This is a genomic window from uncultured Marinobacter sp. (assembly GCF_913055835.1).
Taxonomy (GTDB): domain Bacteria; phylum Pseudomonadota; class Gammaproteobacteria; order Pseudomonadales; family Oleiphilaceae; genus Marinobacter.
This window is the reverse complement of the sequence record NZ_CAJXKQ010000009.1, coordinates 61622-83693: the sequence shown is the minus strand read 5'-3', so window position 1 is coordinate 83693 and position 22072 is coordinate 61622. Positions and strand designations below refer to the sequence as shown.

Genomic DNA, 22072 nt, shown 5'->3' with positions numbered 1-22072 from the left:
TAACTCCTAAAAATCATCGGTCGAGGTGAACATGCCAACCCGCAGGTCTTTGGCAGTGTAGATTTCCCGGCCGTCTACTTCCATCCGGCCATCAGCAATTGCCATGGTCAGTTTGCGCCGGATCACGCGTTTGAGATCCAGGTGGTAAGTGACCTTCTTGGCTGTGGGCAGCACCTGGCCGGTAAACTTCACTTCACCGGCGCCCAGTGCGCGCCCCTTGCCTTCGCCGCCACCCCAGGCCAGGAAAAAGCCCACCAGCTGCCACATGGCGTCCAGGCCAAGGCAGCCCGGCATCACCGGATCGTCAACAAAGTGTACCTTGAAGAACCAGAGGTCCGGATTGATGTCGAGCTCGGCTACGAGGCTGCCCTTGCCGTAGAGGCCATCGTCGTCCGCGATATGGGTAACGCGGTCGAACATCAGCATTTCGTTGATGGGCAGGCGCATGGAGCCGGGGAAGAGCTCACCATGGCCGCATTTGATCAGGTCTTCTTTGTCAAAACGATCCGGATTCATAGTGCCAGTATCTCTGTTACAAAATGATTTCCTCATACTTTAGCTCGAATTTCGCGAGGAGCTATTGACCTTTAGTGGATGATTGCCGGTTTGAAGTTCCCGGATTTCGTCTGTTTGCCCCGTTTGATGGTCATCAAGGTGCTCACCGGACCCTGCGAATAGAATCATCCAGAGGTTGTTTTCGTGAAATCCGTAAAGCCGAAACTGGCAAGGAGGGGGTATGTCCGGGGATGAGGAAACCATCGAGTGCAAGGTCCGGCGCAAGGGTGACCGGGTTATGGTGCTTCTGGAAAGAGAGGTCGGGCACAGGCCTGAGAGTGTGTGGGCCATGCTGACAGACTCGGTGTATCTGGCAGAGTGGTTGGCTCCGGGTACACTTGATGCCAGGCCGGGCGGTCGGGTTCAGCTGGATTTTGGAAACAGTGGTATGCCGATCGATTGCCGGGTCACAGATTGCCAGCCCAATCGTCGCCTCGCCTATTCCTGGAGTTCGGGTAATTCCCCCGAGCGACCGCTGGTTTGGGAGCTTGCACCAATCGACGAGGGAACACGCCTGTCACTGACCTTGCTGCTGCCTGATGATGACCTGGTGCCCATTGCCTGCGCGGGTTGGGATGCCCACCTTGAAATGTTGCTGGCGGCACTGGAGGGAATCAGTATTCACTTCCCGGCCAGCCGGTTCCGCCAGGCAAGGGCAAGGTTCGAGTTGCTGGTCAGGCAGGAGTTGGCCGCCTGACCAGCGGGTCAGCCTTCGCGACCATCCGGTCTGGGGCTGGCCAGGATACCGGTGTACCGGTAGAGGAACATACCGAAAGCAAACAGCCAGAGCAGGGTGCTGCTGCCAATGCCGCCGTGCCATGGAATGATTTCAAAGGCTGTGAGTACTCGTACCAGCGCCGCCAGATGAATGGCGATGAAGGCAAGTACCATCCCCCTGGGTAAAACCAGTGGTCTGCCACTGTGGCCGAGTGCGACCCGGGCAATAACCCCCAAAATCAGGCACGCCACTGCCCCGGTGCCGGCGGCATGGCTCCAGGCATTGGAAGGCCAGCCTGCGAACAGTGTGCCTGCCAGCAGGAACAGGGCCACTGGCACCCAGAGTATGGACAGGTGCAGAATCCAGAGCAGGGGTTCCTGGCGAACTAGCCAGCCTTTCCAGCCCGCCAGACGCACCAGCATAAGCGCACCGGACAGCAACGCCAGCACTCCGGTCACCGTTTGCCAGCCAGTGACCAGAGAGACCATCAGCAGAATCAGGCTGAAGATCGTTGCCATATCGAGGGCGGGAACCGTTTTCACGGCGCTGCTGTCGAGGCCCCGCTGGCGCAACCAACCGGTGGAAAATGCGGGAGTAATGCGACCACCGATAATACTGATCAGTGCCATGGCCATGATCAGGGCGCCGTAACTGAAAGTCATATCGAGCCGGGTTACAAAGCCGATCTGCATCAGCCAGAGCAGCCCGAGCACCACCATGATCATCAGTTGCCGTTTTTGCCGGGCGTGCCAGATTCGCCAGCCGGCATCCACCATTACCAGAGGAAGGAAAGCGAGGTTCACGCCCTGTACCAGCCAGTACGGCAGGTCGGCACCGGTTGCCAGCAGCAGACGGCCTGCAAGCCAGACGCCCCACAGCAGCACTAACCTGAATCCGTGGGTACGCTCGGTTTGGGTCCATACGCAAACGGCAGTCAGCAGGAACCCCGCGATTGCTGCCGACAGGAACCCGAACAGCATTTCGTGTTGGTGCCAGAATAAACCGGGCATTGCCAGAGGCAGGCGGATAACTCCGTTTACCTGCATTACCCACAGGGGAATGGCGGCTAGGGCCAGAACGGTCATGGACAGAAAGAATATCCGGAACGGATAGGAAAATAACTGACCGACGCTGGCAGACGCCCGATCAGGGCAAGTCGGAATGGCCCACATAGATGTCTCCCATATACATGTATTCTGTGTATATGTTAAACCTTGCCGACTTTGTTAACCATACCTGCTTGGAGGTAGATTGCGTACAATAGGTGCAACCCATTCAATTACAAGGGAACTTTCATGACGTCGTACATGATCCTGAAACACCTGCACATGACTACCGCGTACCTGACCATCACGCTGTTTGCCCTGCGCCTGCTGCTGGACGCGGTCGGCCGGCCGGGCTGGCGCCAGACCCCGCTGCGGTTTATTCCCCATATCAACGACACGATTCTGCTGGTCGCGGCCATTTCCCTGGTCTTTGTCGCCGGCTACGCCTCGGCCATGCCCGGGTGGCTGATTGCCAAGATCGTATTGCTGTTCGGCTACATCATTGCCGGCGTATTCGCTCTGAAGACCACCCTGGGCAAGCCCGTTCGAATTTCAGCCGCCGTGCTTGCCCTGGTGCAGGTGAGCGCGATTCTGCATCTGGCGATGACCAAGCCGTTCTGAGTCAGCGTTTTTCGCTGACCTGCTTCGTCAGCTCCGCCAGCTGCACCTGAACGGCCCGGAGCTGGCGAGCAATCTCATCCCGCTCATCGTGGGCCTTCTGGGCCTGCTTGGCATTGTGCTCCTCACTCATGACCTCAAGAATCGCCCCGATCATCATGTTCAGGAATACAAACGCCGTCAGGAAAATGAAGGTGATGTAGAAGATCCAGCTGAGCGGGTATTGCTCCATGGTGGCGTACATCACATCGGTCCAGTCCTCGAAAGTGGCCACCCGGAACAGGGTCAGCATGGCAATGGCTACGTCGCCCCACAGCTCCTCGTCCACGCTGGCGAAGAACATGGAACCCATGGCCGCGTAGATGTAGAAGATGATAAACATCAGCAGGGCGATGTAGCCCATGCGAGGGATCGCTTTCAACAGCGAGTTGATCAGGAACCTGAGTTCCGGCACCACCGACACCAGACGCAACACCCGGAAAACCCGCAACAGGCGCCCCAGTAATACCGCTTCGGAATTATCCAGAGGAATCAGGCTACCGATAACCACCAGGGTATCGAACAGGTTCCAGCCGTCGAACAGAAATCGCTTCTTGTTGGCGCAGACACCGAACCGGAACAGGATCTCCACCAGGAAGAACAGGGTGATGGCGTTGTCCATCACGATCAGCGACTTTTCCACCAGGGGTGGCAGGTCATAGGTTTTAGCGCCAATGGTCAGTGCCGACAGGATGATGATGGTAATGACGGCGCCCTGAAAAACCTTGCTGGACTCAATGCGGCGGAGTTTCTCGAAACCGGAGGCAGGGCTTATTGAGGACGACATGGCAGACTTCGGCTCCAGACAGTTCGGGGGGAGGGCAGAATTCTAAAGGGCTGAGACGGAATTGGATAGCCTGGCTGATGATCGGGCGCGCCTGCCAGCGGAACGGCCGCACGTAATAAGCATGATTTATTCAGCTTGATCAGAAATATTCATTCGTGCGATGGACAAACCCTTTCCATAATCAGGTTACAAACAACAATACCAAAAGCGAGTGACATTCCATGGAAGACAGACCGGAGTTAGCCGGCTGGCGCTGGGGGCCGTTTACCTTCCGCGTGCCGTTTTACCATACCCGCCTGTGCTGGTCCGAGTTCCTGCAGGGGCTGTTTGTTTCCGCTGCTACTGGCCTGGCGCTGATTCCCGTGATGACCGCCTTCTTTGGCCTGAGTTTTGAAGAAGCCGTCGCACTGTCCATGATTCACGCCTCCCTGATTGCCTCGGCGGTGATCGTTTTTGGTGAGCCTTACGCGGGAGGCTGGATTACCCCGGCGTTGCCCCTGATTCTGGCGTTTGTCATAGGCGGCTATGAGGACCCGGTCAGCCGGTTCCAGGCAATGACCGCGCTGAGCCTGGTATTTGCCACCCTTGTGCTGTTTCTCGGGATAACCGGCCTGGGCCGGCGTTTCGTGATCTGGCTGCCCGACACCCTCAAGGCAGGCATTATCCTGGGAGCCTCCATTGCCGCGCTCAAGCGGGTGTTCGTGGATGATGCCGAACGCTTTCTGCTTGAGCAGCCGATTGCCACCGGTCTTGCCTGCGCCATCTGCCTGATCTTCACCTTTTCGATTCCGATGCAGAAGCTCAAGGAACGCAGCCGGTTCTTCTTCATGCTAGGCGCCCTGGGCCTGTTGCCAGGATTCCTGGCGGCCGCGATCGTCGGGCCGCTGGTAGGCGAGGTGAGCTTCGATATCCAGTGGGGATTCCTGGTGCCGCCCCTTGGCGAGGCTTTGGCGAAAGTGTCACCGCTGGTCATTGGCTGGCCGTCACACGAGATGATTCTCCAGAGTATTCCGCTGGCACTGATTGCCTACATTATCCTGTTTGGTGATCTGGTTACCGGCAACGAAGTGCTCAGGGACGGATTGAAGGTACGCAAAGACGAGCATGTGGACATCAACCTCAACCGCACCCACTTTTCCCTCTCGATCCGCAACGCGATCATGGGCATTGTTGCGCCGTTCTTCCCGACCCAGGGCGCGGTCTGGACCGGGGTGCATGTAATTGTCGTCCAGCGCTGGAAGCAGGGGCCGAAGGCCATGAACAGCCTGCACAGCGGGCTGGCCTCCTACTACCTGATGGGCCTGCCGTTCATCTTCTTCCTGCTGCCGTTGCTGACCGGGCTCAAACCGCTGCTGGGCGTGGCGCTGTCGCTGACCCTGGTGCTGACCGGCTTTGCCTGTGCCTACATTGCCATGTCGATCCCGAGGGATAATGCCTCCCGGGGCACGGTGGTTCTGATTGGCGCCGCCCTGGCGTTCTTTGAACCCTGGATGGGGCTGTTGATTGGCGTGGTGGCAACCCTGGCGCTGGTGGGCTGGGATCGCAGCCCGGATCCGATTCCCCACGACGAGTGACAAGCCGATGGCAGATCCCTGGTCTCAGCCAGCCTGGTTAAGGATGATTTGCCACTCCTCTTCACTCACCGGCATGACGGAAAGCCGGTTTCCTTTCCGGACCAAAGGCAGGTTCTCAAGCCCGGCCATGGTCTTTAGCTTATCCAGCGGGATCAGCTGTGGCAGGGTGCGGACATACTTCATGTCTACAGCCTGCCAGCGGGGCTTTTCTTTTGTGCTCTTGCCATCGTAGTAGGGCGATTCCGGGTCAAACTGGGTCGGGTCCGGATAGGCGCTGCGAACGACTTTCACGATACCGGCAATCCCGATGTGCTTGCAGCTGGAGTGGTAGAGGAAAACCTCGTCGCCTTCTGCCATGCGGGCCAGAAAATTCCGGGCCTGGTAGTTGCGCACGCCGTCCCACGGGATGATCCCTTCCGGCGCCTTGGCGAAATCCTCGATGCCGCACTCCGCAGGTTCTGATTTAACCAGCCACTTCGCCATGATGGTTCTCCCGTTTACCGAATCAGCCTCATTGCAGTGCCGCCATTATACGAAAAAGCCCCGCAGTGCGGGGCAACGAGGGGCAATCGTTACGGTAGTCTATGATTTCCCGGCTGTTGGCGGTGGCGCCAACGGTTCTTTGGGCACTTTTCGGTTCAGTGGGTAAAACAGTTGTGGCGAGGCCAGCTCCGGGAGGTCTGTTCGCTCCTCATTGGCAGCCCACTCGACCCGCTCGGCAGACCGGATTGCGTAGTGCATCCAGGCCAGGGCAGCTGCAACGATCACGAACATCAGCATAAAGCAGCTCTGCCAGATGCCTGTAAGGTCGTTCAGTACGCCGAAGGTCAGTGGCAGGATAAACCCTCCAAGCCCGCCAATCATGCCAACCACGCCGCCTACAGCGCCGACGTGCATGGGGTAGTAAACCGGAATGTGCTTGTACACGGCGGCCTTGCCGAGAGACATGAAGAATCCGAGGATAAAGATCAGCGCCACGAACATGGGCAGGTTCATGGCCAGGGTAAAGCGGATATCGCCATCAATACCCTGAACCACGTAATCGGTGGGCGGGTAGCTCAGCAAAAAGGTGCACAGAACCGAAGCGCCGAAGGTCCAGTACATTACCCGGCGAGCGCCGAACCGGTCTGACATCCAGCCGCCGAGAATCCGGAACAGAGAAGCCGGAATGGTGTAGAGCGCGGCAATGATACCGGCGGTTTTGATGTCCAGGCCGTAAACGCCAATCAGGAAGTGGGGCAGCCAGAGCGCCAAAGCTACAAAAGCACCGAACACGAAGAAGTAGTACAGGGCAAAACGCCAGACCCTCAGCTCTCGCAGAGGCTCCATCTGCTCCAGAAAGGATTTTGACTTGCCGCCCGCTCGCTCTGCCGCCAGGGGATCTTCCCTGGCCAGCAGAATGAACACGACACCCATGATCGCCAGCACCGTGGCGTAGATCTGGGCGGTGCTTTCCCATCCGAACGCCACCAGCAAAAACGGGGCCCCGAAGTTGGTTACTGCCGCGCCCACATTACCCGCGCCGAAAATGCCCAGGGCCGTTCCCTGACGCTCCGGCTCAAACCAGGCTGCGGTGTACGCCACACCCACGATAAAGGCGCCACCGGCCAGACCCACGCCGAGAGCGCCCACCAGGAGCATGATGTACGTGGTTGCGAAGGTGAGCAGGTACACACAGGCGGCGGTCGTGAGCATCAGAATACCGAACACCCAGCGGCCGCCGTACCGGTCTGTCCAGATGCCCAGGAAAAGCCGACTTATCGAGCCGGTGAGAATGGGGGTCGCCATCAGCAGCCCCAGTTGGGTATCGGACAAACCGAGATCTTCGCTGATGCGAATCCCGATGATGGAGAAAATGGTCCACACCGCAAAGCACAGGGTGAAGGCGAAAGTGGATAAACCCAGCGCGCGATATTGCTCGGGTTTTGTCGGGCTAGTGGCCATGTTTCCCCTCCTTTCAGATATCCGTCGAGTGCTCTCCGAAAGCACCTCTTAAACCATACCAAAAACAGGGTTTTTCCATGCGGGGCATTGGAGGTACCTCCTGTTGGGTGCAGTAGTGGTAGGCAATTGGAGGGTTTTGGCGCGCAGGGGATAGGCCCTTGATTTCTCTCGTGGGGTACGCGTTGAAAGGGTTGATATACGTCAATTATGGGCGCCACCAGAGTGTGGGCTAATGCTGACAGATATCAATGGATGCCTTTTGAAATCGCCTTTGAAAGGGGGGCAAAACGCCCTCGGGAGAACCCAGAAATGAAAATCATGATTGCCTATGACGGATCGCGAAATGCCAGGTTGGCACTGGCTCAGACCATCACCATGTTTCGCGATCTCAAACCTGTAATCACCCTGGTTGCAGTTGCCGAGAATCCCCGGGACATCACCTCCGGAAACGAAGACCTGTTCCAGGAAGAATTGAGCGATCTGAAAAAACACATCGCCGAGGCCATGGAAGTGTGCGAGAGGGAGCAGGTCTCCGCGGAAAATATGGTGCTGGAGGGCGATGCCCGAAAGATGCTGCTGTTTGCCGCGGAAAAGAAGGTCCACCCGGACATGCTGGTGATTGCCCGCCACAGCCATGAGCCTGACGGTGGCTTCATCGCCCGCTCACTGACCTATTTCGTGGACGAACTGGATTACATGACCTTCGGCAGCGTGAGTTCCTTCCTCGCCCGCCGCATCCAGTGCCCGCTTCTTATTCTGCCCAGCCGTTGAGTCTGGCTAGCAACCGTTTCTGTATTTGAAAGCCCAGGGAGGCTGACATGAAAGTCGCAGACGTTTTCCGCGTCAAGAATCCGGAAGTCAGGGCACTGCACCTGACCTGGATTGCATTCTTTATTACCTTCTACGTGTGGTTCAACATGGCGCCGCTGGCATCGAGCATGCTCAAAAGCGTCAATTGGCTCACCGCTGATGACCTCCGCCTGTTTGCCATCTGTAACGTGGCACTGACCATTCCTGCCCGGATCATCGTGGGCATGGCCCTGGACCGTTTCGGGCCGCGCCGGGTGTTCTCCGTGTTGATGGTGTTGATGGCTATTCCCGCTCTGGTGTTTGCTTTTGGTAACACCATGACTCAACTGCTGGTCAGCCGTCTGGTTCTCAGTTCCATCGGTGCCAGCTTCGTGGTCGGCATCCACATGACTGCCATGTGGTTCAAGCCCAAAGACATCGGCTTTGCCGAAGGTTTCTATGCAGGCTGGGGCAACTTCGGTTCCGCCGCGGCGGCTATCACCCTGCCCACCATCGCCCTGCACATGTATGGCGGTGAAGACGGCTGGCGCTGGGCCATCGCCCAGAGCGCGATCGTGATGGCGGCCTACGGTGTGTATTACTGGTTTGCGATTACCGACGGCCCTGAAGGCACAGTCCACCGCAAGCCCCGCAAGGCCGTAGCGCTGGAAGTCAGCAGCTGGGGCGACATGATCAAGCTGATCCTCTGGACCATTCCCCTGGTGGGTGTTCTCGGCATTCTGGTATGGCGAATCGAGAACATGGGCTACCTGAGCGCCACTGGAGCGGCCATCTGCTACGCGGTGATTGTGGCCATCGTAACCTACCAGATTATCCAGATCCTGCGGGTGAATGTCCCGATCCTGAAAAAGGGCGTGCCTGAAGACGACAAGTACCCGTTCAACAGCGTTGCCGCCCTGAACAGCACCTATTTCGCGAACTTTGGTGCCGAGCTGGCGGTGGTATCCATGCTGCCGATGTTCTTCGAGGAAACCTGGAGCCTGAGCGCGACCGCTGCCGGCCTTATCGCTGCCTCCTTTGCCTTCGTGAACCTGGTGGCGCGCCCCATGGGTGGCCTGGTGTCAGACCGTATGGGTAACCGCCGGTTCGTGATGCTCAGCTACATGTTCGGCATTTCCGTGGGCTTTGCGCTCATGGGCCTGATGAACTCCAACTGGCCGCTGATTATTGCCGTGGGCATTACCGTATTCACCTCCTTCTTCGTGCAGGGTGCAGAAGGCGCGACCTTCGGCATTATCCCCTCCATCAAGCGGCGTCTCACCGGCCAGATTTCCGGTATGGCGGGCGCTTATGGCAACGTGGGTGCGGTGGTGTACCTGACCATCTTCACCTTCGTAACCCCGACCCAGTTCTTCTACATCATTGCCGGCGGCGCATTTATCAGCTGGCTGCTGTGCATCATGTGGCTGAAAGAGCCGGAAAGCGGATTCTCCGAGGAATACCACGTGTCTTCTGTGGATCTGCAGATCGAGGAAGAGGAGCGTCGCCGGCAGGCTGCCGCTACCAGCTAACCCGTAACTGTCGAAGAGAAAGCCGCCGAGGCATTGCCCGGCGGCTTTTTTGCGTTTGGAGGGACAGCATTTCGGTGATCAGGCCTGTCCTCCTGTGCCCCGGATCAGAAGTGGTCATAGCTGAACTTCATGTAGGTGATTCCGGGGCTCAGGACCAACCGCCAGGCCAGCTCGATGTCATCGCTGCACTCCCAGTCATAGGTTCGTACAGTGTCCGTCAGACAGTCTAGCCACAGGTCATAGAGGTGGGGCTTGATACTTAGATGGCGGGCGCTGTGCAGGCAGGCAATCCGGTGGAGGACATCGTCCACGTTGCCGCTGGCGTAAAACGCTACCAGGCTGAAAAAGGATTTCTTCAGCATACTCCGCTGAACCGCCATATCGGTATTGCGAAACAATGCTCGCACCTCCGGCGAAGACATCAGGAACCGTCGATAGAAGGCCTCAAAGAAGTCAGGGAACTCGGGAGAGGACTGCAGAACGCGTTCGTAGCTGGCGTCGAAGAGTTCTTCGAAGGACATGGCAGGCTCCCCGGTTCTGGCGCAGTTTAATCCAATATCTCGAATGTAGCATTTGCGGCTGGCGGCGTCATTGGTGCAGGCAAGAAGGCAGCCTTCGATAAAACACAGGCACAAAAAAACCGGCGCCCTTGTCGGGCGCCGGTTTTTACAGGGGGCTGATATCAGGGATTCTTGATGTATGCGTTCTTGCGCAGGTAGAACCACCAGTTAACCACCAGGCAGAGTGCGTAGAACACCGCAAACCCGTACATGGCCACTTCCGGAGTGCCCGCCTGGATTTCCTGTCCCATCACCCTGGGGGCGATGAAGGCACCGTAGGCGGCAACCGCGGAGGTCCAGCCCAGAACCGGGCCTTTCTGTTGCTGGTTGAAGATGAAGCCAATGCTGCGGAAGGTGGAACCGTTACCGATACCACTGGCCGCAAACATGATGATGAACAGGATCAGGAACGGCGCAAAGTAGGTATTAGGATCGGTGGAGTTGTAGGCCAGCATCATCACATAGCCGGTGGCCACGGAAGCTGCAACCATCACAACCGAAATGATCTGGGTAACAATGGATCCGCCCACCTTGTCGGAAATCCAGCCACCCACAGGGCGAATCAGGGCGCCGACAAACGGCCCCATCCAGGCCCAGGTCAGTGCGCTCGGCGCATCCGGGTTCACCACACGGGTTACCGTGCCATCAGCCGCCACTTCCATCATATTGCCGAAGATAACGCTGATAGACAGGGGCAGGGCAGCGGAGAAGCCAATGAACGAACCGAAGGTGAGGATGTAAAGCACAGTCATGGACCAGGTGTGCTTGTTGCTGAAGATCGCAAACTGGGCTTGGATGTTGGGCTTGATATCGCCGGGGATCAGTCGCAGAAGGATCAGTGTGAGCACGATGGTCAGGGGCAGGGCGAGCCACATGTTCAGTACGCCGAGGGCCCAGACGCCTGCGATAGAGGCGAGAATGCCTACGCCATAGAGTCCCAGAATCTTGCCGAAGGCGGAGAGCGGGTTGCCCGGATTCGGGGTAACCACTTTCAGGTTGTTCATGCCAAACCAGCCGGCAAACGCCAGCGGAATCAGGAATACCAGCCAGATAAACCCGGCGTTCTGGATCCAGGTGTCGGTGCCCGCTTCGATGCGGCCAATCAGGGTGCCGCTCGGGCTTTGCAATTGCATCGGGTCGCCGGCGAGGGCGCCGAAGATGCCGACAGTCATCACGAGCGGAATGACCACCTGCATGGTGGTGACGCCGAAGTTGCCGAGACCGGCGTTCATACCCAGGCCATAGCCCTGTTTGCTTTTCGGGTAGAAGGTGCTGATGTTGCTCATGGAGCAGGCGAAGTTACCGCCACCAATGCCGGAGAGCAGTGCCAGGGCCTGGAATACGATGAATGGCGTATCCGGGTTCATCAGCGCTATGCCGGTGCCGGCAGCAGGAATCATCAGCAGGGCGGTGGTCAGGAACACCGTGTTTCGCCCGCCGGCAATCTTGATCATGAAGGAGGCCGGGATCCGCAGGGTGGCGCCCGACAGGCCTGCAATCGCAGACAGGGTAAACAGCTGATCAATGGTAAAAGGAAACCCCAGGTTCTTCATCTGGGTGGTGATCATTCCCCACATCAGCCAGACGGCAAAGCCCATCAACAGGCTGGGGATGGAAATCCATAGGTTGCGGGAAGCAATACGCTTGCCCTCCCGCTCCCAGAATTCTTCGCTTTCGACATCCCAGTTTTCGATGTCTGCGTTGGTTTTGGCCATGTTTTTGACTCCCTCGGTTAACATGCCCTCGGCCCCGTTTCTGGTGGCGCTTGGGCTTCTCGACACCATTGTGCTAACGGAGGCGGGGAGTCATTCTTGATATTTCTCAAGGACAAAATGCCGTTCGCTCTGGCCGGTTTTCGGGTGGTATTCCCCTCGTGTTTTTGGTTCTGAAAACGCATTTAATTCAATAAGATGCGATGGTGATATCCCGGAATGGGTAGTCATTTCAGTCGTGAGCGCAGTGGAGGTAGCCAATCATTTCCGTCGATTCTGGCTGTGCCGGAACAGAGCAATGAGTTGGAATGCCACGAAGAAATAGATGCAGGACCAGCTTGCGGCCGAGAGCCAGAGCAGGCCGGGTTTGGCGAAAGGCGTAATGCCCGCAGCAAAACGGGCCAGTGCTGCGATGGCCATGCCGATGGCGATCCCGACAACCTGCCAGGAGGGTGGCGTGATCCTTTTGGCGCGCTGCCAGGCCAGCCGGAGCATCACGCTGGCGGATAGAGTTCCGAGAGCCCCGATGGTGATCAGGTGCATGGAGGGAATCGGGTCAGTTCCCTCCAGAATACTGAACCCGGTGGCACCGGCGCCTGCTGCCAGCCAGAGATAGCCCAGGGCGAGAACCAGCAGATCCGGCCGGTTTGCGCAGCGCCACAGTTTCCAGCGAGTGGTGCGAATGACGATCAGAACGGCAGACGCCAGCAACAGAAGTCCTGCGGCCGGTGCCGCGAACGGCACAACAATCAACACCAGTGCCAGCGGCAGAATGATCAGCAGCGCCCCTTCAATCTGCGGTTGCACCCTCGCCGCGAGGGGAATGCCTCGCTTCTCCAGTGTTCCTGCCACAGCCGGCGCAATGAGCCTGCCTCCGATGAACGTCATCAGCATCAGCAACCCGACAATGGCCGCCATCATCACCCGGCGGGTTTCCGGTATTGGCTGAAAGTCTTCTGTCAGGGGGCTATTGGCAAGCCAGAAAGCCAGTGACAAAAGACAAAGAACCAGGATAAGCGGGCCAGCCATTCGGTTGCGCCATTTCTTGGCAGCCTGGAATCTGGGTACGGCATAGCGGGCGAGCAATATCGCAAAAGCCGGGCTGAGGAGTTGGGCCACGAAACTGCCAGGAACCAACATCCAGGTGATCCGGGCCAGTAGCCACAGCAGGAATAGCACCATCAGGACGCCTCGGGGCTGGGGGCCAAGGGTATAACCGGCAATCAGGGCCAGGGCAAAACCGAAAATCAGTTCATGTCCGTGTCCGGCACCGAGAAAACCCGGAGGCCAGCCTGAGCCTGAGAGAACGCTTTGAACGGATAGGGGGACCACCATTGCGGCCAGAAGTGCCGCCGCCGGGAAAAACAGCCAGAACGCATGAATGTTCTTTTTGGGTATGGCCGAGTTGTCTGAAGTCATCTCGTGTCCTTGACCGTTGGGCGCACCGAAACTATCAGTAAAAATAACGCGGGAAACATTCTAAAGGTGCATCATGAATATTACACAACTTGCCCGTCTACCATTTTCTGGCAATGGCGCCTGGTCAGAGCTGCGGCGCCTGGATCTGTCCATTCCATTCCTGGCGTGGGTGGTGGTCGTCCCGATGTCGTTTCTGCCGCCGGTGCTGCTCTATTACGCGGGCACGCAATACGGCGACGCGTTTATGCAGGGCTTCGGTGGCAAGGAGTGGCGGTTTATAACCACCATTCTGTTCCTGGCGGAGTTGCTCACCTTCTTTGTGATGGGGTGGCTTATCCACGCCGTCATGGATAGCCATCAACTGAAAATCAGTTATCAGGATGCCTATTTGCTGGCTGCTATCGCACCGCTACCGCTCTGGCTGTCATCCTTGGCGTTGCTGGTGCCCCTGCTGGCGGTGAGTGTTGTTGCGGTTTTTGCCGCTCTGTTTCTGTCCTGCGCACTGGTCTATCAGGGCGTTCGGTCATTCTGCGAACGTGGCGATAACGATGTCGTGGTCATGTCCGCCACCTACACGGTGATGGCGGCTTCACTGCTGGCGTGGGGCGTGCTGATGGCGATGGTCTGGGCGTTCTGATCAGACCGTGTGAGGCAGCACGCCAAAATAGATGGCACTGAAGTGGCAGGCGCTGCCGCCGATCACGAACAGGTGCCAGATCGCGTGCATGTAGGGAATGCGGTCGGCGAGATAGAAGGCGACACCGGCGGTGTAGACAATGCCGCCGGCAATGGTCAGATTCAGGGCTGTTTCACTCAGGTTTGCCACCAGATCGGAGGAGGCGAACGTAATCAGCCAGCCCATGGCCACATAGATGCCAACCCTGGCGAGCTTGAAACGGTTCTTGAAAATAACCTTCAGCACCACGCCGGTGATCGCCAGTGACCAGATCACGGCAAACAGTGTCCAGCCCACCGTTCCCCGCATGTTTACGAGCAGAAACGGCGTGTAGGTGCCCGCGATCAGCAGAAAAATGGCGCAATGATCAAGGGTTTTGAATGCCCTCTTCAGTTCTGGCTTCCGGGCACCGTGATACAGAGCCGAAGCCATGTAGAGCAGGATCAGGGAGGCACCGAAAATACTGAAACTGACAATCTTCCAGGCATCCCCGAGTTGACTGGCGCCGAGGATCAACGCAGCCGTGCCTACAACGCTTAGTATCGCGCCCAGCCCGTGGGTGGCGCTGTTCACCCATTCTTCGATTCGGTGATGGATTGTCTGTGCGGCGGATTGAGTTGCTGTCACTGAGTGGTCTTCCCTATTAGCCATGGCCCTAAAATACTTGAGCGTACACGTGTACGCAATGGGCGGTCGAAACCAACCTGTGATCCTGTTCAGAAAAACTGAATGACCTGTCGGAAAACTTCCGATTTCTCTCGAGTCTGCCTCTGGTTAGCATGCGTATAACGTTTCCAAAACATAGGAGGTTTGATCCATGGCAAAAGTACTTGTTCTCTATTACTCGATGTACGGCCACATCGAAACAATGGCAAACACCGTTGCCGAAGGCGCCAAAGATGTCGAAGGCGCTGAGGTTACGATCAAGCGGGTTCCTGAAACCATGGCTGATCAGGCGTTCCTGAGCGCTGGCGGCAAGTCAGACCAGCAAGCGCCCGTAGCCGACCCGAAAGAACTGGCAGAATACGATGCGGTGATTTTTGGCACGCCGACCCGGTTCGGCAATATGGCCGGGCAGATGCGGACCTTCCTGGACCAGACCGGCGGACTGTGGGCTGAGGGAAAACTCCACGGCAAGGTGGCCAGCGTGTTTACCTCCACCGGCACCGGTGGTGGGCAGGAGCATACAATCAGCTCTTTCTGGACCACTCTGGCCCACCACGGCATGGTGATTGTGCCGCTTGGTTACGGCATTCCCGAGTTCTTTGATATCTCGGAAGTGAATGGAGGAACACCTTATGGTGCGTCAACCATCGCCGGTGGTGACGGTTCCAGGCAACCGAGTGAAAAGGAACTGTCGATCGCCCGGTTCCAGGGCAAGCACGTTGCCCAGCTGGCAGTGAAGCTGCACGGCTGAACCTGAATTTCAGCAAAGCGTTGAGCGTTTTCCAGGGCAGCAGGCGAGGGCTTGCTGCCCTTTTTTATGTTTTATCGGGTTGGCTTTTAGGCTCAGGACCCGCGTTTTGCCGTTGCGGTCTTCAGCCGGGAAAAGGTCGCCGGCACGACACCGAGCCACGATGCCAGTTGATTATCCGGCACCCGTTTGACCAGTTCAGGGTATTCTTCCAGCAATAACTTGTAGCGTTCTCTTGCCGGCATGGTGTGCTTGCGGAACTCTCTCATGCTGGTCAGCTCAGCGATCTCCTCCGTTAGGGCAAGAGCGAACTGGGGCCAGAGCCCCTCACCGTGGGACTGGATTGCAGACCGGAACGCAGCGAAGTCAGCAACCCAGGCCGTTACCGGCGTTACCGACGTCAGGCAGAGGGTATTTCGGACGGTTCGGCTGCGGCCAAAAACCGGCCAGATCATATCGCCTTCGGAAAAAAAGTGATGCACGGACACTTTGCCGCTGGGTGCTTCCCGGAACAGCCGAAGAATGCCGTACTGAACCAGGTATACGTTGGCCCAGGGCGTGTCGTGTTTTTCCATTGCGGTTTCGGGCTCCACCCTGCAAAGGTGAAACAGGCGGGCAAGGTCTGCCAGAAACCGGGCGTCCGGGTCATTCTCGTGCCCTGCCAGGCGAATACCGAAGACCCGACTGAGGCCATTGAGCAGAGCCGTCGACTCCGGTGCGGCATCCTGCTGGATAATCTCCGGGTTGTTATCTCCCAGCATGCACGGGGCGGAGGAAACGTCTGGCCTGAAAATGCTGTTCATGGCGTTGACCCTGTTATGAGTGTCAGTGAAATTATGGTATCAGAGAAGCATCTTTTGAAATGACTTAAATCATTAAGGCTTTTTCACTGAGTCGATATCGCGATCTGATGAACGTTCAGTGATAGACTCCCGCACCTGTCGCTGGAGTTTCCCCTTTCCTCATGGAGTCCCGATGGCCGCAGCCTTCGCCCTGTTCTTCAAGCTTATTCCGCTCTACGTAACGGTCGCCCTGGGTTGGGTTGCTGGCCGATACCTTGAAGCCAGTGGTCGCCATATCGCCGGCATCATGTTGTATATCGTGACCCCATCCGTGGTGTTCTCGGGAGTCATGGCAGCGCCGCTCTCTCCGGAAGTTATCCTGCTGCCGTTTCTGGTGTTTGGTATCTCGTCGGTTCTCGGAATCGTGCAGTTAAAACTGGCAAAGAAGGTTCTTGCAGACGGCAGTGCCAACATCATTCCCCTCTGTGTCGGCTCCGGGAATACCGGCTACTTCGGGGTGCCCGTGGCCTTGCTGCTGTTCGGGGAAGAGGGGCTCGGGCTGTACATCGTATGCATGCTCGGCACCACGCTGTTCGAGAACTCGGTGGGCTTTTACCTGGCGGCGAGAGGACGCTACAGCATCAGAGATGCGCTCTGGCGGGTACTGAAGCTCCCGTCGGTATACGCCTTCCTGGCGGCAGTCATCCTGAATCTGGCCGGCATTGGTATACCGGATATCTTCGTTCCGCTGTTCGAGAATCTCCGCGGCGCCTACAGCATTCTGGGCATGATGATCATCGGCATGAGCATCACCAGCTTTCGCGGACTGGCTGGCAATGTCCGTTTTACGGCCCTCGCGTTTTTCGGGAAATTCGTTATCTGGCCATTGGTGGCCATCGTGTTCTGGTGGCTTGATTCAGCAGTTCTGGGTATTTATGAACCGGCCGTACACAAGGCCATGTTCCTGATCTCGATAACCCCGATTGCCGCCAACACCGTGGTCATCGCCACCTTGCTGGATACGTCGCCAAGGCAGGCAGCGGGTACCGTGTTGCTTACCACGCTGTTTGCCCTGGCGTTCATACCGGTTATGATTTCGCTGGCCTTCTAGCGACTGCTTGAGGGTGCAGCTGAGGCCTGGGGCTCGCCGGCTTTGGCTTCTGCGATGTCGCTACGGGCGTGACGCACCACGCTGATACCGGCTGTTATCGCCAGCGTACCCATGATCGCGGCCACGATTAGGTCGGGCCAGGCAGTGCCGGTGCCGAAGACGCCCAGGGCCGCAATCATCACCGCCACGTTCCCGATGGCGTCGTTTCGGCTGCACAGCCAGACCGAGCGCATGTCCGAATCCCCTTCACGGAATTTGAACAGTATTATGGCCACGCCCACGTTGGCGGCAAGTGCCAACAGGCCAACAGCCCCCATGGTCAGCGGTTCCGGTGTAATGCCGGCCTGAACTACCCAGACTGCACGCCCCCAGACCACCAGGCCAAACACCGCCATGGTAACGCCCTTAACCATCGCTGCACGCCCACGCCAGAGCATCCCCATGGAAAGGACTGTGAGAGAAAGAATGTAGTTGGCGCTGTCGCCGAAGAAATCGATGGCGTCCGCCATCAGCGAGACAGAGCCCGATGACAGGCTGGCGATGCCTTCCACGACAAACATGGCCAGGTTGACCCACAAGGCGATCCATAACGCCCTGCGAAAGCCCGGGGCAGGGGATTTGGGTTCGGGGGCAGAACAACTGCACGCCATAAAGACCTCCTGTATTCGAATGCCTTTATTAAAAACCCTGTAGTTGCTACAGGGTCAAGCCTCATCGATAAGATTTCATACACGCATCGCTTCCGGAACGGCTAAAAAAGCGATTCAAAAGCAAGAAGGTAGATTGGTTATTGGGTATCGAGTTGCTTACTAATCGCTCTCAATGGCGCCAAATAACGGCTCTTGACATATACGAAGGAACTGGTCAGTCTCTGTACAAATAATCATAAATGCCGATTTCGGTGGACAAGTCATGCTTGGAAACACCTCTCCAAAGGTAGGATTTGATCGTTGGATCAGTGATGTAAACCAGATCTGCGGGCCTTTTTCGGCAGAACCTCTCAAACAGGAATTCTCCGGAAACATCAGCAAAATGGGCTCCAGCGCACTGGATATGTCCCACGTTACCATCCGTGGCGCGCAGCTTGTTCGTGGCCGAAGCGAAATCCGTCGTTGTGTCACTCCGGAATTCTTCTGTGTGTTCCAGCTTCGCGGAAAGTCGCGGGTTGAGCAGGCTGGTAATGGGTCCATTCTCCAAGCAGGGGATATTGTCCTGGTAGATTCCGCTCTTCCTTTCAGCTTTACCTATGATAATGAATCTGAGCAGATTTCCCTGATCCTGCCACGCGCGATCATAGAGCGGACATTGAACGTGTCAGGAATCGAGCTTGGTGTTCGCATTCCCTCCGATAGTCACATTGCCCGAGTTGCCAACTTGTTGATTAGCGGGGCAGCTGATTACGACAGTCTTGATGAGGAAGAAGGCGCCGCGATCATTGATTCACTGATCATGCTGATCAAACCCTCCGTGATCCGAAGCGTAGGACAGAACAGCCCCGGTGAGCGCATATTCCTGCAAGCCGCCTCGTACATAAGGGAAAACATTGGAGAATCCGAGCTGAGCGCGCGGATGGTGGCAAACACCACCGGCACCTCGGTTCGAGGACTTTACCGCGCGTTTTCAGCCCGATCCCTGACCGTGTCCGGGTATATCCGGACTCAGCGGCTGGAAATGTGTGCTGATTATCTGAAGACGTCAAAGGGCAAGGTGAATCTGACCGAAGTTGGGTACCGTTTCGGCTTTGCCAGCCCAAGTGCCTTTTCTACCGCTTTCAGACAGCACTTTGGGGTGACCCCCTCAAGCTTCTGTCAGGGCCGTATGTCCTGAAAAAGGGGAGCTGTCAGGCCCTTGAGTCTGGCAGCTCCCGGAAGGGGCAGTGACGCCGACGCTTTATTTCTTGATACTGATAACTCTGGGCTGGGTGACCGCTTTCAGTCCTTCCAGGCCAAACTCGACCCCATAGCCGGAGGCTTTGTTGCCACCAAAAGGTACCATGGGATGGATGGCACCGTGCTGGTTGATCCAGACGGTCCCGGCTTCGAGCCTCATGGCAACCGGCTGCGCTTCTTCTGAACTGTTGGCCCAGACGGAGGCGCCAAGGGCCGCCGACAAACCGTTGGCAGAAGCGACAGCTTCGTCCACGTTTTTATAGCGGACGATTGGCAGTGCCGGGCCGAACTGCTCCTCGTCCACCAGCCTTTGCCCGTCCTGGATGTTGCCTACCAGAGTTACAGGAAGAAAGTAGCCTGTTTCAGGTGTATCGCCGAATTCCATGACCTCGCAGCCATTGGCCCTGGCATCCTCGACCAGCTCTTTCACCTTGCTGTACTGCATTTCGTTCTGAAGCGGGCCGACCAGATTGTTCTCGTTCATGCCGTCGCCAATGGGCATCTGGCGGGCAAGTTCGCTAAGGGCCGCAACCAGCTGGTCGTAGTCGTTTTCGTGGACGTACAACCGCTTGATGCAGGCGCAGGTCTGCCCCATGTTCAGGAAGGCACCCCAGAAAAGCCCTTCTGCAATGGCCTTGGCGTCCGTGCCTGGAACCACGATGGCGGGGTCATTGCCGCCGAGCTCCAACGTGATCGGAGCCAGGTTTCTCGAGGAGGCTTCGATAATACGTCGACCTGTCGACTCGCTGCCCGTGAACATGATCTTGTCGATGTCGGGGTGGCTGGTCAGGGCGGCTCCGATGCGGCCGTCTCCGGAAACGGTGTTCAGAACACCCCGAGGCAGCACCTGATTTATCAGGCGGACCATTTCCAGGGTTGCAATCGGCGTGTATTCAGACGGCTTCAGAACCACCGTGTTGCCCATGCGGATGGCGGGGATGATCTGCCAGATAGCAATCATCAGAGGCCAGTTCCAGGGGGCAATCGCCGCGACAACACCGAGAGGCACCCGGTGGAGTGTGTCTTTGCGTTCTTCGTCTTCGTAGACGGTTTCCGGAGGTAGTGACAATGCTGCTGGTACCTGTGTCCAGCCCACGCACGCCTGCATCTCGAAGCGGGAACCGGGACCAGACAGAGGTTTGCCTTGTTCGCGTGTGATCAGTTCGGCCAGGTATTCCGAGTTATCCTGAAGTACCTGGGCTACCTGTGTAACTGTCTCCTGACGCTCCTGGTCACTGGTGTTCGCCCAGATTTTCTGTGCTTTGCGGGCCGCAATGACTGCGTCGTTCACATCCTGGTCGCTGCTCAGAGGCGCTAACCCCAGAAAATCGCCAGTGGCGGGATTGAAGATTTCCTGGTGCTCGGCTGCTTCAACAGCTTTGCCATTCACCAGATTCGTAAAGGTTTGCATAACAATGCGCTCCCAAATGTGTTTGTTAGAGCCAGACTGAGAATCCGTTAAAACTGCCCATGGTTTGGTCCCTGGGCAGAGTCTCCGGCACGGCTGGTGGAGATGGATCAGAATGGAACAATGGCAATGATTTGAGCGTAAGCGTTGGTGTCGTCACTGCCGATCTGGCTGCCTCCCTCTGAGGCACTTTTGTCAGGCATATAAAAGCCAACGAGAGGGCTGAGGATCAGATGTGGCGCTGCCACCCATTCGGCATAGATATCCACTTCCTGAGCGTTCAGATTCCCTGTACCGCCTGCGGTGTCAGTGAAATCGAAGAAGAGCGCGCCAATACTCAGGGTTTCTGAGGGGGTTGCCTTCAGGCCGACGTGATGCACGGAGGCATCGGAGTTGAACGGTCCGGCGTAGTTGGCGGCGACTTCACCCTGAAACCAGGTGCCGTAGCCCCGATTGAAGCCGAAAAACAGCGGGTCGAAGCCCTCATCGAAGCTCGAATATCGGTAATTGACGCTGGGTGACCAGCGGGTCTCGCTGAAGGTCCAGCCTGCCTCGGCGTACCACGCCTTGGCATTCTCATCAGAGCCTGCTCCGGCTTCCTGATTGACAATCTCGGCGGAGAGGAACAGGTTATCGACACCCCCATTGCCCTGATAGCGGAGGCTTGTAGTTTGTTGCCCGTCTCTTGAACCATACCCAAGGATAGGGGCGAAGGTGTCATCAACGTCCAGCCCTTCGATGTAAGCCAGACCAAAGGTACCTTGTGAAGTCACATATTCCGCATTTAAACCTGCAAGCTCCATCTCAGCCTGAGCTTTGTTGTCAGAGGCCAGCCAGAAAAGATCGGCACGCAGGCCGTCCGAGCCTCCAATGCGGGCAATGGCGGTCTGGTCAAAGGCCTTGCGGGCTGCAAGCCAGTAGGCGCCTCCCCGGTCAAAGTCCAGGCCCCCGCCATTCAGTGCATCGCCAAAATTCAGGGCGTCGCTATTGATCAGGAATCCGTCGCCGATGGTGAACTGCTGACGGCCTACGGAAAAATCCAGACCGTCCTCTCCGAGCGCCGGGATCAGAGTCCCGGAGCGCCAGCCGAGGTAGGCATCTTCCAGATCGGTTTCCCGCTCGTTACCGGACGTAATGCCTCCGGCATCGCCATCGCCCCAGGTCCCTGAGGAGACCAGATTCACTGCGCCATATATCTGGCTGCCAGAGCCGACACGCTGACTGCCGGAAAGCCCATACTTGATGTAACCCTCCTGCCACTGCGAATCACCAGATTGGGTTTTGGCGCCAAGGTTGTAGGTTTCCTGGCTGGAAAAGACACCCAGAGCTGCCTCGATATCCAGATTCAATTCTGTACCGTTCTGGTTGTAGACGTTGTAGGCCGAAGCCGGTGCCGACAATCCGGCCGCAGCCAGGCACAGAATGCTTTTCATGAAATGCTGATGTTTCATCTCTTATGATTCCCGTATCTCTGTTTTTTGTGTTCAGGCTTCCCTGCC

General features: G+C 57.2%; 22 protein-coding genes. 9 read left to right on the top strand and 13 right to left on the bottom strand.

Annotated features, from left to right (window positions below; genetic code table 11):
• Positions 1 to 6 precede the first annotated feature (6 nt).
• Positions 7 to 516, bottom strand: coding sequence for a bifunctional 3-hydroxydecanoyl-ACP dehydratase/trans-2-decenoyl-ACP isomerase (fabA, locus tag QZ534_RS07355; RefSeq protein WP_296933224.1), 510 nt, complete (start codon positions 514 to 516; stop codon positions 7 to 9).
• A gap of 220 nt (positions 517 to 736) precedes the next feature.
• Between fabA and QZ534_RS07350 the strand changes: the two genes are divergently transcribed.
• Positions 737 to 1252: an SRPBCC family protein gene (locus tag QZ534_RS07350; protein ID WP_296933222.1), complete on the top strand. Its 516-nt coding sequence runs from the start codon at positions 737 to 739 to the stop codon at positions 1250 to 1252.
• Positions 1253 to 1260: 8 nt separating this feature from the next.
• Here QZ534_RS07350 and QZ534_RS07345 read toward each other — a convergent pair whose 3' ends face one another.
• Positions 1261 to 2445, bottom strand: coding sequence for an NnrS family protein (locus QZ534_RS07345; protein WP_296933220.1), 1185 nt, complete (start codon positions 2443 to 2445; stop codon positions 1261 to 1263).
• A 123-nt stretch (positions 2446 to 2568) separates the two neighbouring features.
• Between QZ534_RS07345 and QZ534_RS07340 the strand changes: the two genes are divergently transcribed.
• Positions 2569 to 2940, top strand: coding sequence for a SirB2 family protein (locus tag QZ534_RS07340; RefSeq protein WP_104321597.1), 372 nt, complete (start codon positions 2569 to 2571; stop codon positions 2938 to 2940).
• A 1-nt stretch (position 2941) separates the two neighbouring features.
• On the opposite strand, the gene QZ534_RS07335 is transcribed toward QZ534_RS07340, so the two are convergent.
• Positions 2942 to 3763: an ion transporter gene (locus tag QZ534_RS07335; protein ID WP_296933216.1), complete on the bottom strand. Its 822-nt coding sequence runs from the start codon at positions 3761 to 3763 to the stop codon at positions 2942 to 2944.
• 221 nt (positions 3764 to 3984) lie between these two features.
• On the opposite strand from QZ534_RS07335, the gene QZ534_RS07330 reads away from it, so the two are divergent.
• Positions 3985 to 5337 carry a hypothetical protein gene (locus QZ534_RS07330; protein ID WP_296933215.1) on the top strand — a complete coding sequence of 451 codons (1353 nt, stop codon included), beginning with the start codon at positions 3985 to 3987 and terminating at the stop codon, positions 5335 to 5337.
• 24 nt (positions 5338 to 5361) lie between these two features.
• Here the strand turns inward: QZ534_RS07330 and QZ534_RS07325 are convergent, their stop codons facing one another.
• Together QZ534_RS07325 and QZ534_RS07320 are read right to left on the bottom strand one after the other, a co-directional pair.
• Complete coding sequence (locus QZ534_RS07325) at positions 5362 to 5820, bottom strand: EVE domain-containing protein (RefSeq protein ID WP_296933213.1); 459 nt, start codon at positions 5818 to 5820, stop codon at positions 5362 to 5364.
• Between the two features lie 99 nt (positions 5821 to 5919).
• The gene (locus QZ534_RS07320) at positions 5920 to 7281 is read right to left on the bottom strand and encodes a nitrate/nitrite transporter (protein WP_296933211.1); all 1362 of its coding nucleotides are present in this window, start codon (positions 7279 to 7281) and stop codon (positions 5920 to 5922) included.
• Between the two features lie 309 nt (positions 7282 to 7590).
• On the opposite strand from QZ534_RS07320, the gene QZ534_RS07315 reads away from it, so the two are divergent.
• Positions 7591 to 8052, top strand: coding sequence for a universal stress protein (locus QZ534_RS07315; RefSeq protein ID WP_296933210.1), 462 nt, complete (start codon positions 7591 to 7593; stop codon positions 8050 to 8052).
• 47 nt (positions 8053 to 8099) lie between these two features.
• Positions 8100 to 9602, top strand: coding sequence for an MFS transporter (locus tag QZ534_RS07310; protein WP_296933207.1), 1503 nt, complete (start codon positions 8100 to 8102; stop codon positions 9600 to 9602).
• A 104-nt stretch (positions 9603 to 9706) separates the two neighbouring features.
• On the opposite strand, the gene QZ534_RS07305 is transcribed toward QZ534_RS07310, so the two are convergent.
• The 3 genes from QZ534_RS07305 to QZ534_RS07295 all read right to left on the bottom strand — a co-directional run bounded on the left by QZ534_RS07305 (position 9707) and on the right by QZ534_RS07295 (position 13293).
• Positions 9707 to 10123, bottom strand: a complete 417-nt coding sequence (locus tag QZ534_RS07305) for a globin (RefSeq protein ID WP_296933206.1) — start codon at positions 10121 to 10123, stop codon at positions 9707 to 9709.
• A 161-nt stretch (positions 10124 to 10284) separates the two neighbouring features.
• On the bottom strand, positions 10285 to 11877 hold the full coding sequence (locus QZ534_RS07300; RefSeq protein WP_296933204.1) for an antiporter: 1593 nt from the start codon (positions 11875 to 11877) through the stop codon (positions 10285 to 10287).
• A 258-nt stretch (positions 11878 to 12135) separates the two neighbouring features.
• Positions 12136 to 13293 (bottom strand): NnrS family protein, encoded by a 1158-nt coding sequence (locus QZ534_RS07295; RefSeq protein ID WP_296933202.1) that lies wholly within the window; start codon positions 13291 to 13293, stop codon positions 12136 to 12138.
• Positions 13294 to 13366: 73 nt separating this feature from the next.
• Here QZ534_RS07295 and QZ534_RS07290 point away from each other — a divergent pair, with 73 nt between their 5' ends.
• Positions 13367 to 13930 (top strand): YIP1 family protein, encoded by a 564-nt coding sequence (locus QZ534_RS07290; protein WP_296933200.1) that lies wholly within the window; start codon positions 13367 to 13369, stop codon positions 13928 to 13930.
• Here QZ534_RS07290 and QZ534_RS07285 read toward each other — a convergent pair whose 3' ends face one another.
• Positions 13931 to 14620, bottom strand: coding sequence for a hemolysin III family protein (locus QZ534_RS07285; protein WP_296933198.1), 690 nt, complete (start codon positions 14618 to 14620; stop codon positions 13931 to 13933).
• A gap of 166 nt (positions 14621 to 14786) precedes the next feature.
• Between QZ534_RS07285 and wrbA the strand changes: the two genes are divergently transcribed.
• Positions 14787 to 15386, top strand: coding sequence for an NAD(P)H:quinone oxidoreductase (gene wrbA / locus QZ534_RS07280; RefSeq protein ID WP_296933197.1), 600 nt, complete (start codon positions 14787 to 14789; stop codon positions 15384 to 15386).
• Between the two features lie 92 nt (positions 15387 to 15478).
• On the opposite strand, the gene QZ534_RS07275 is transcribed toward wrbA, so the two are convergent.
• Positions 15479 to 16186, bottom strand: a complete 708-nt coding sequence (locus QZ534_RS07275; protein WP_296933196.1) for a Crp/Fnr family transcriptional regulator — start codon at positions 16184 to 16186, stop codon at positions 15479 to 15481.
• A 172-nt stretch (positions 16187 to 16358) separates the two neighbouring features.
• Between QZ534_RS07275 and QZ534_RS07270 the strand changes: the two genes are divergently transcribed.
• A complete protein-coding gene (locus QZ534_RS07270; RefSeq protein ID WP_296933195.1) occupies positions 16359 to 17276 on the top strand; it encodes an AEC family transporter in 918 nt (305 codons plus the stop codon).
• Here QZ534_RS07270 and QZ534_RS07265 read toward each other — a convergent pair.
• Positions 17273 to 17926, bottom strand: a complete 654-nt coding sequence (locus tag QZ534_RS07265; protein ID WP_296933192.1) for a cation transporter — start codon at positions 17924 to 17926, stop codon at positions 17273 to 17275. The two genes, QZ534_RS07270 and QZ534_RS07265, sit on opposite strands and share 4 nt — an antisense overlap.
• Before the next feature lie 262 nt (positions 17927 to 18188).
• Between QZ534_RS07265 and feaR the strand changes: the two genes are divergently transcribed.
• Positions 18189 to 19103, top strand: a complete 915-nt coding sequence (feaR, locus tag QZ534_RS07260) for a transcriptional regulator FeaR (RefSeq protein WP_296933191.1) — start codon at positions 18189 to 18191, stop codon at positions 19101 to 19103.
• Positions 19104 to 19166: 63 nt separating this feature from the next.
• Here feaR and QZ534_RS07255 read toward each other — a convergent pair whose 3' ends face one another.
• Both QZ534_RS07255 and QZ534_RS07250 read right to left on the bottom strand, forming a co-directional pair.
• The gene (locus tag QZ534_RS07255; RefSeq protein WP_296933189.1) at positions 19167 to 20576 is read right to left on the bottom strand and encodes an aldehyde dehydrogenase family protein; all 1410 of its coding nucleotides are present in this window, start codon (positions 20574 to 20576) and stop codon (positions 19167 to 19169) included.
• Positions 20577 to 20683: 107 nt separating this feature from the next.
• Positions 20684 to 22024: a hypothetical protein gene (locus QZ534_RS07250; RefSeq protein WP_296933187.1), complete on the bottom strand. Its 1341-nt coding sequence runs from the start codon at positions 22022 to 22024 to the stop codon at positions 20684 to 20686.
• Positions 22025 to 22072 lie beyond the last annotated feature (48 nt).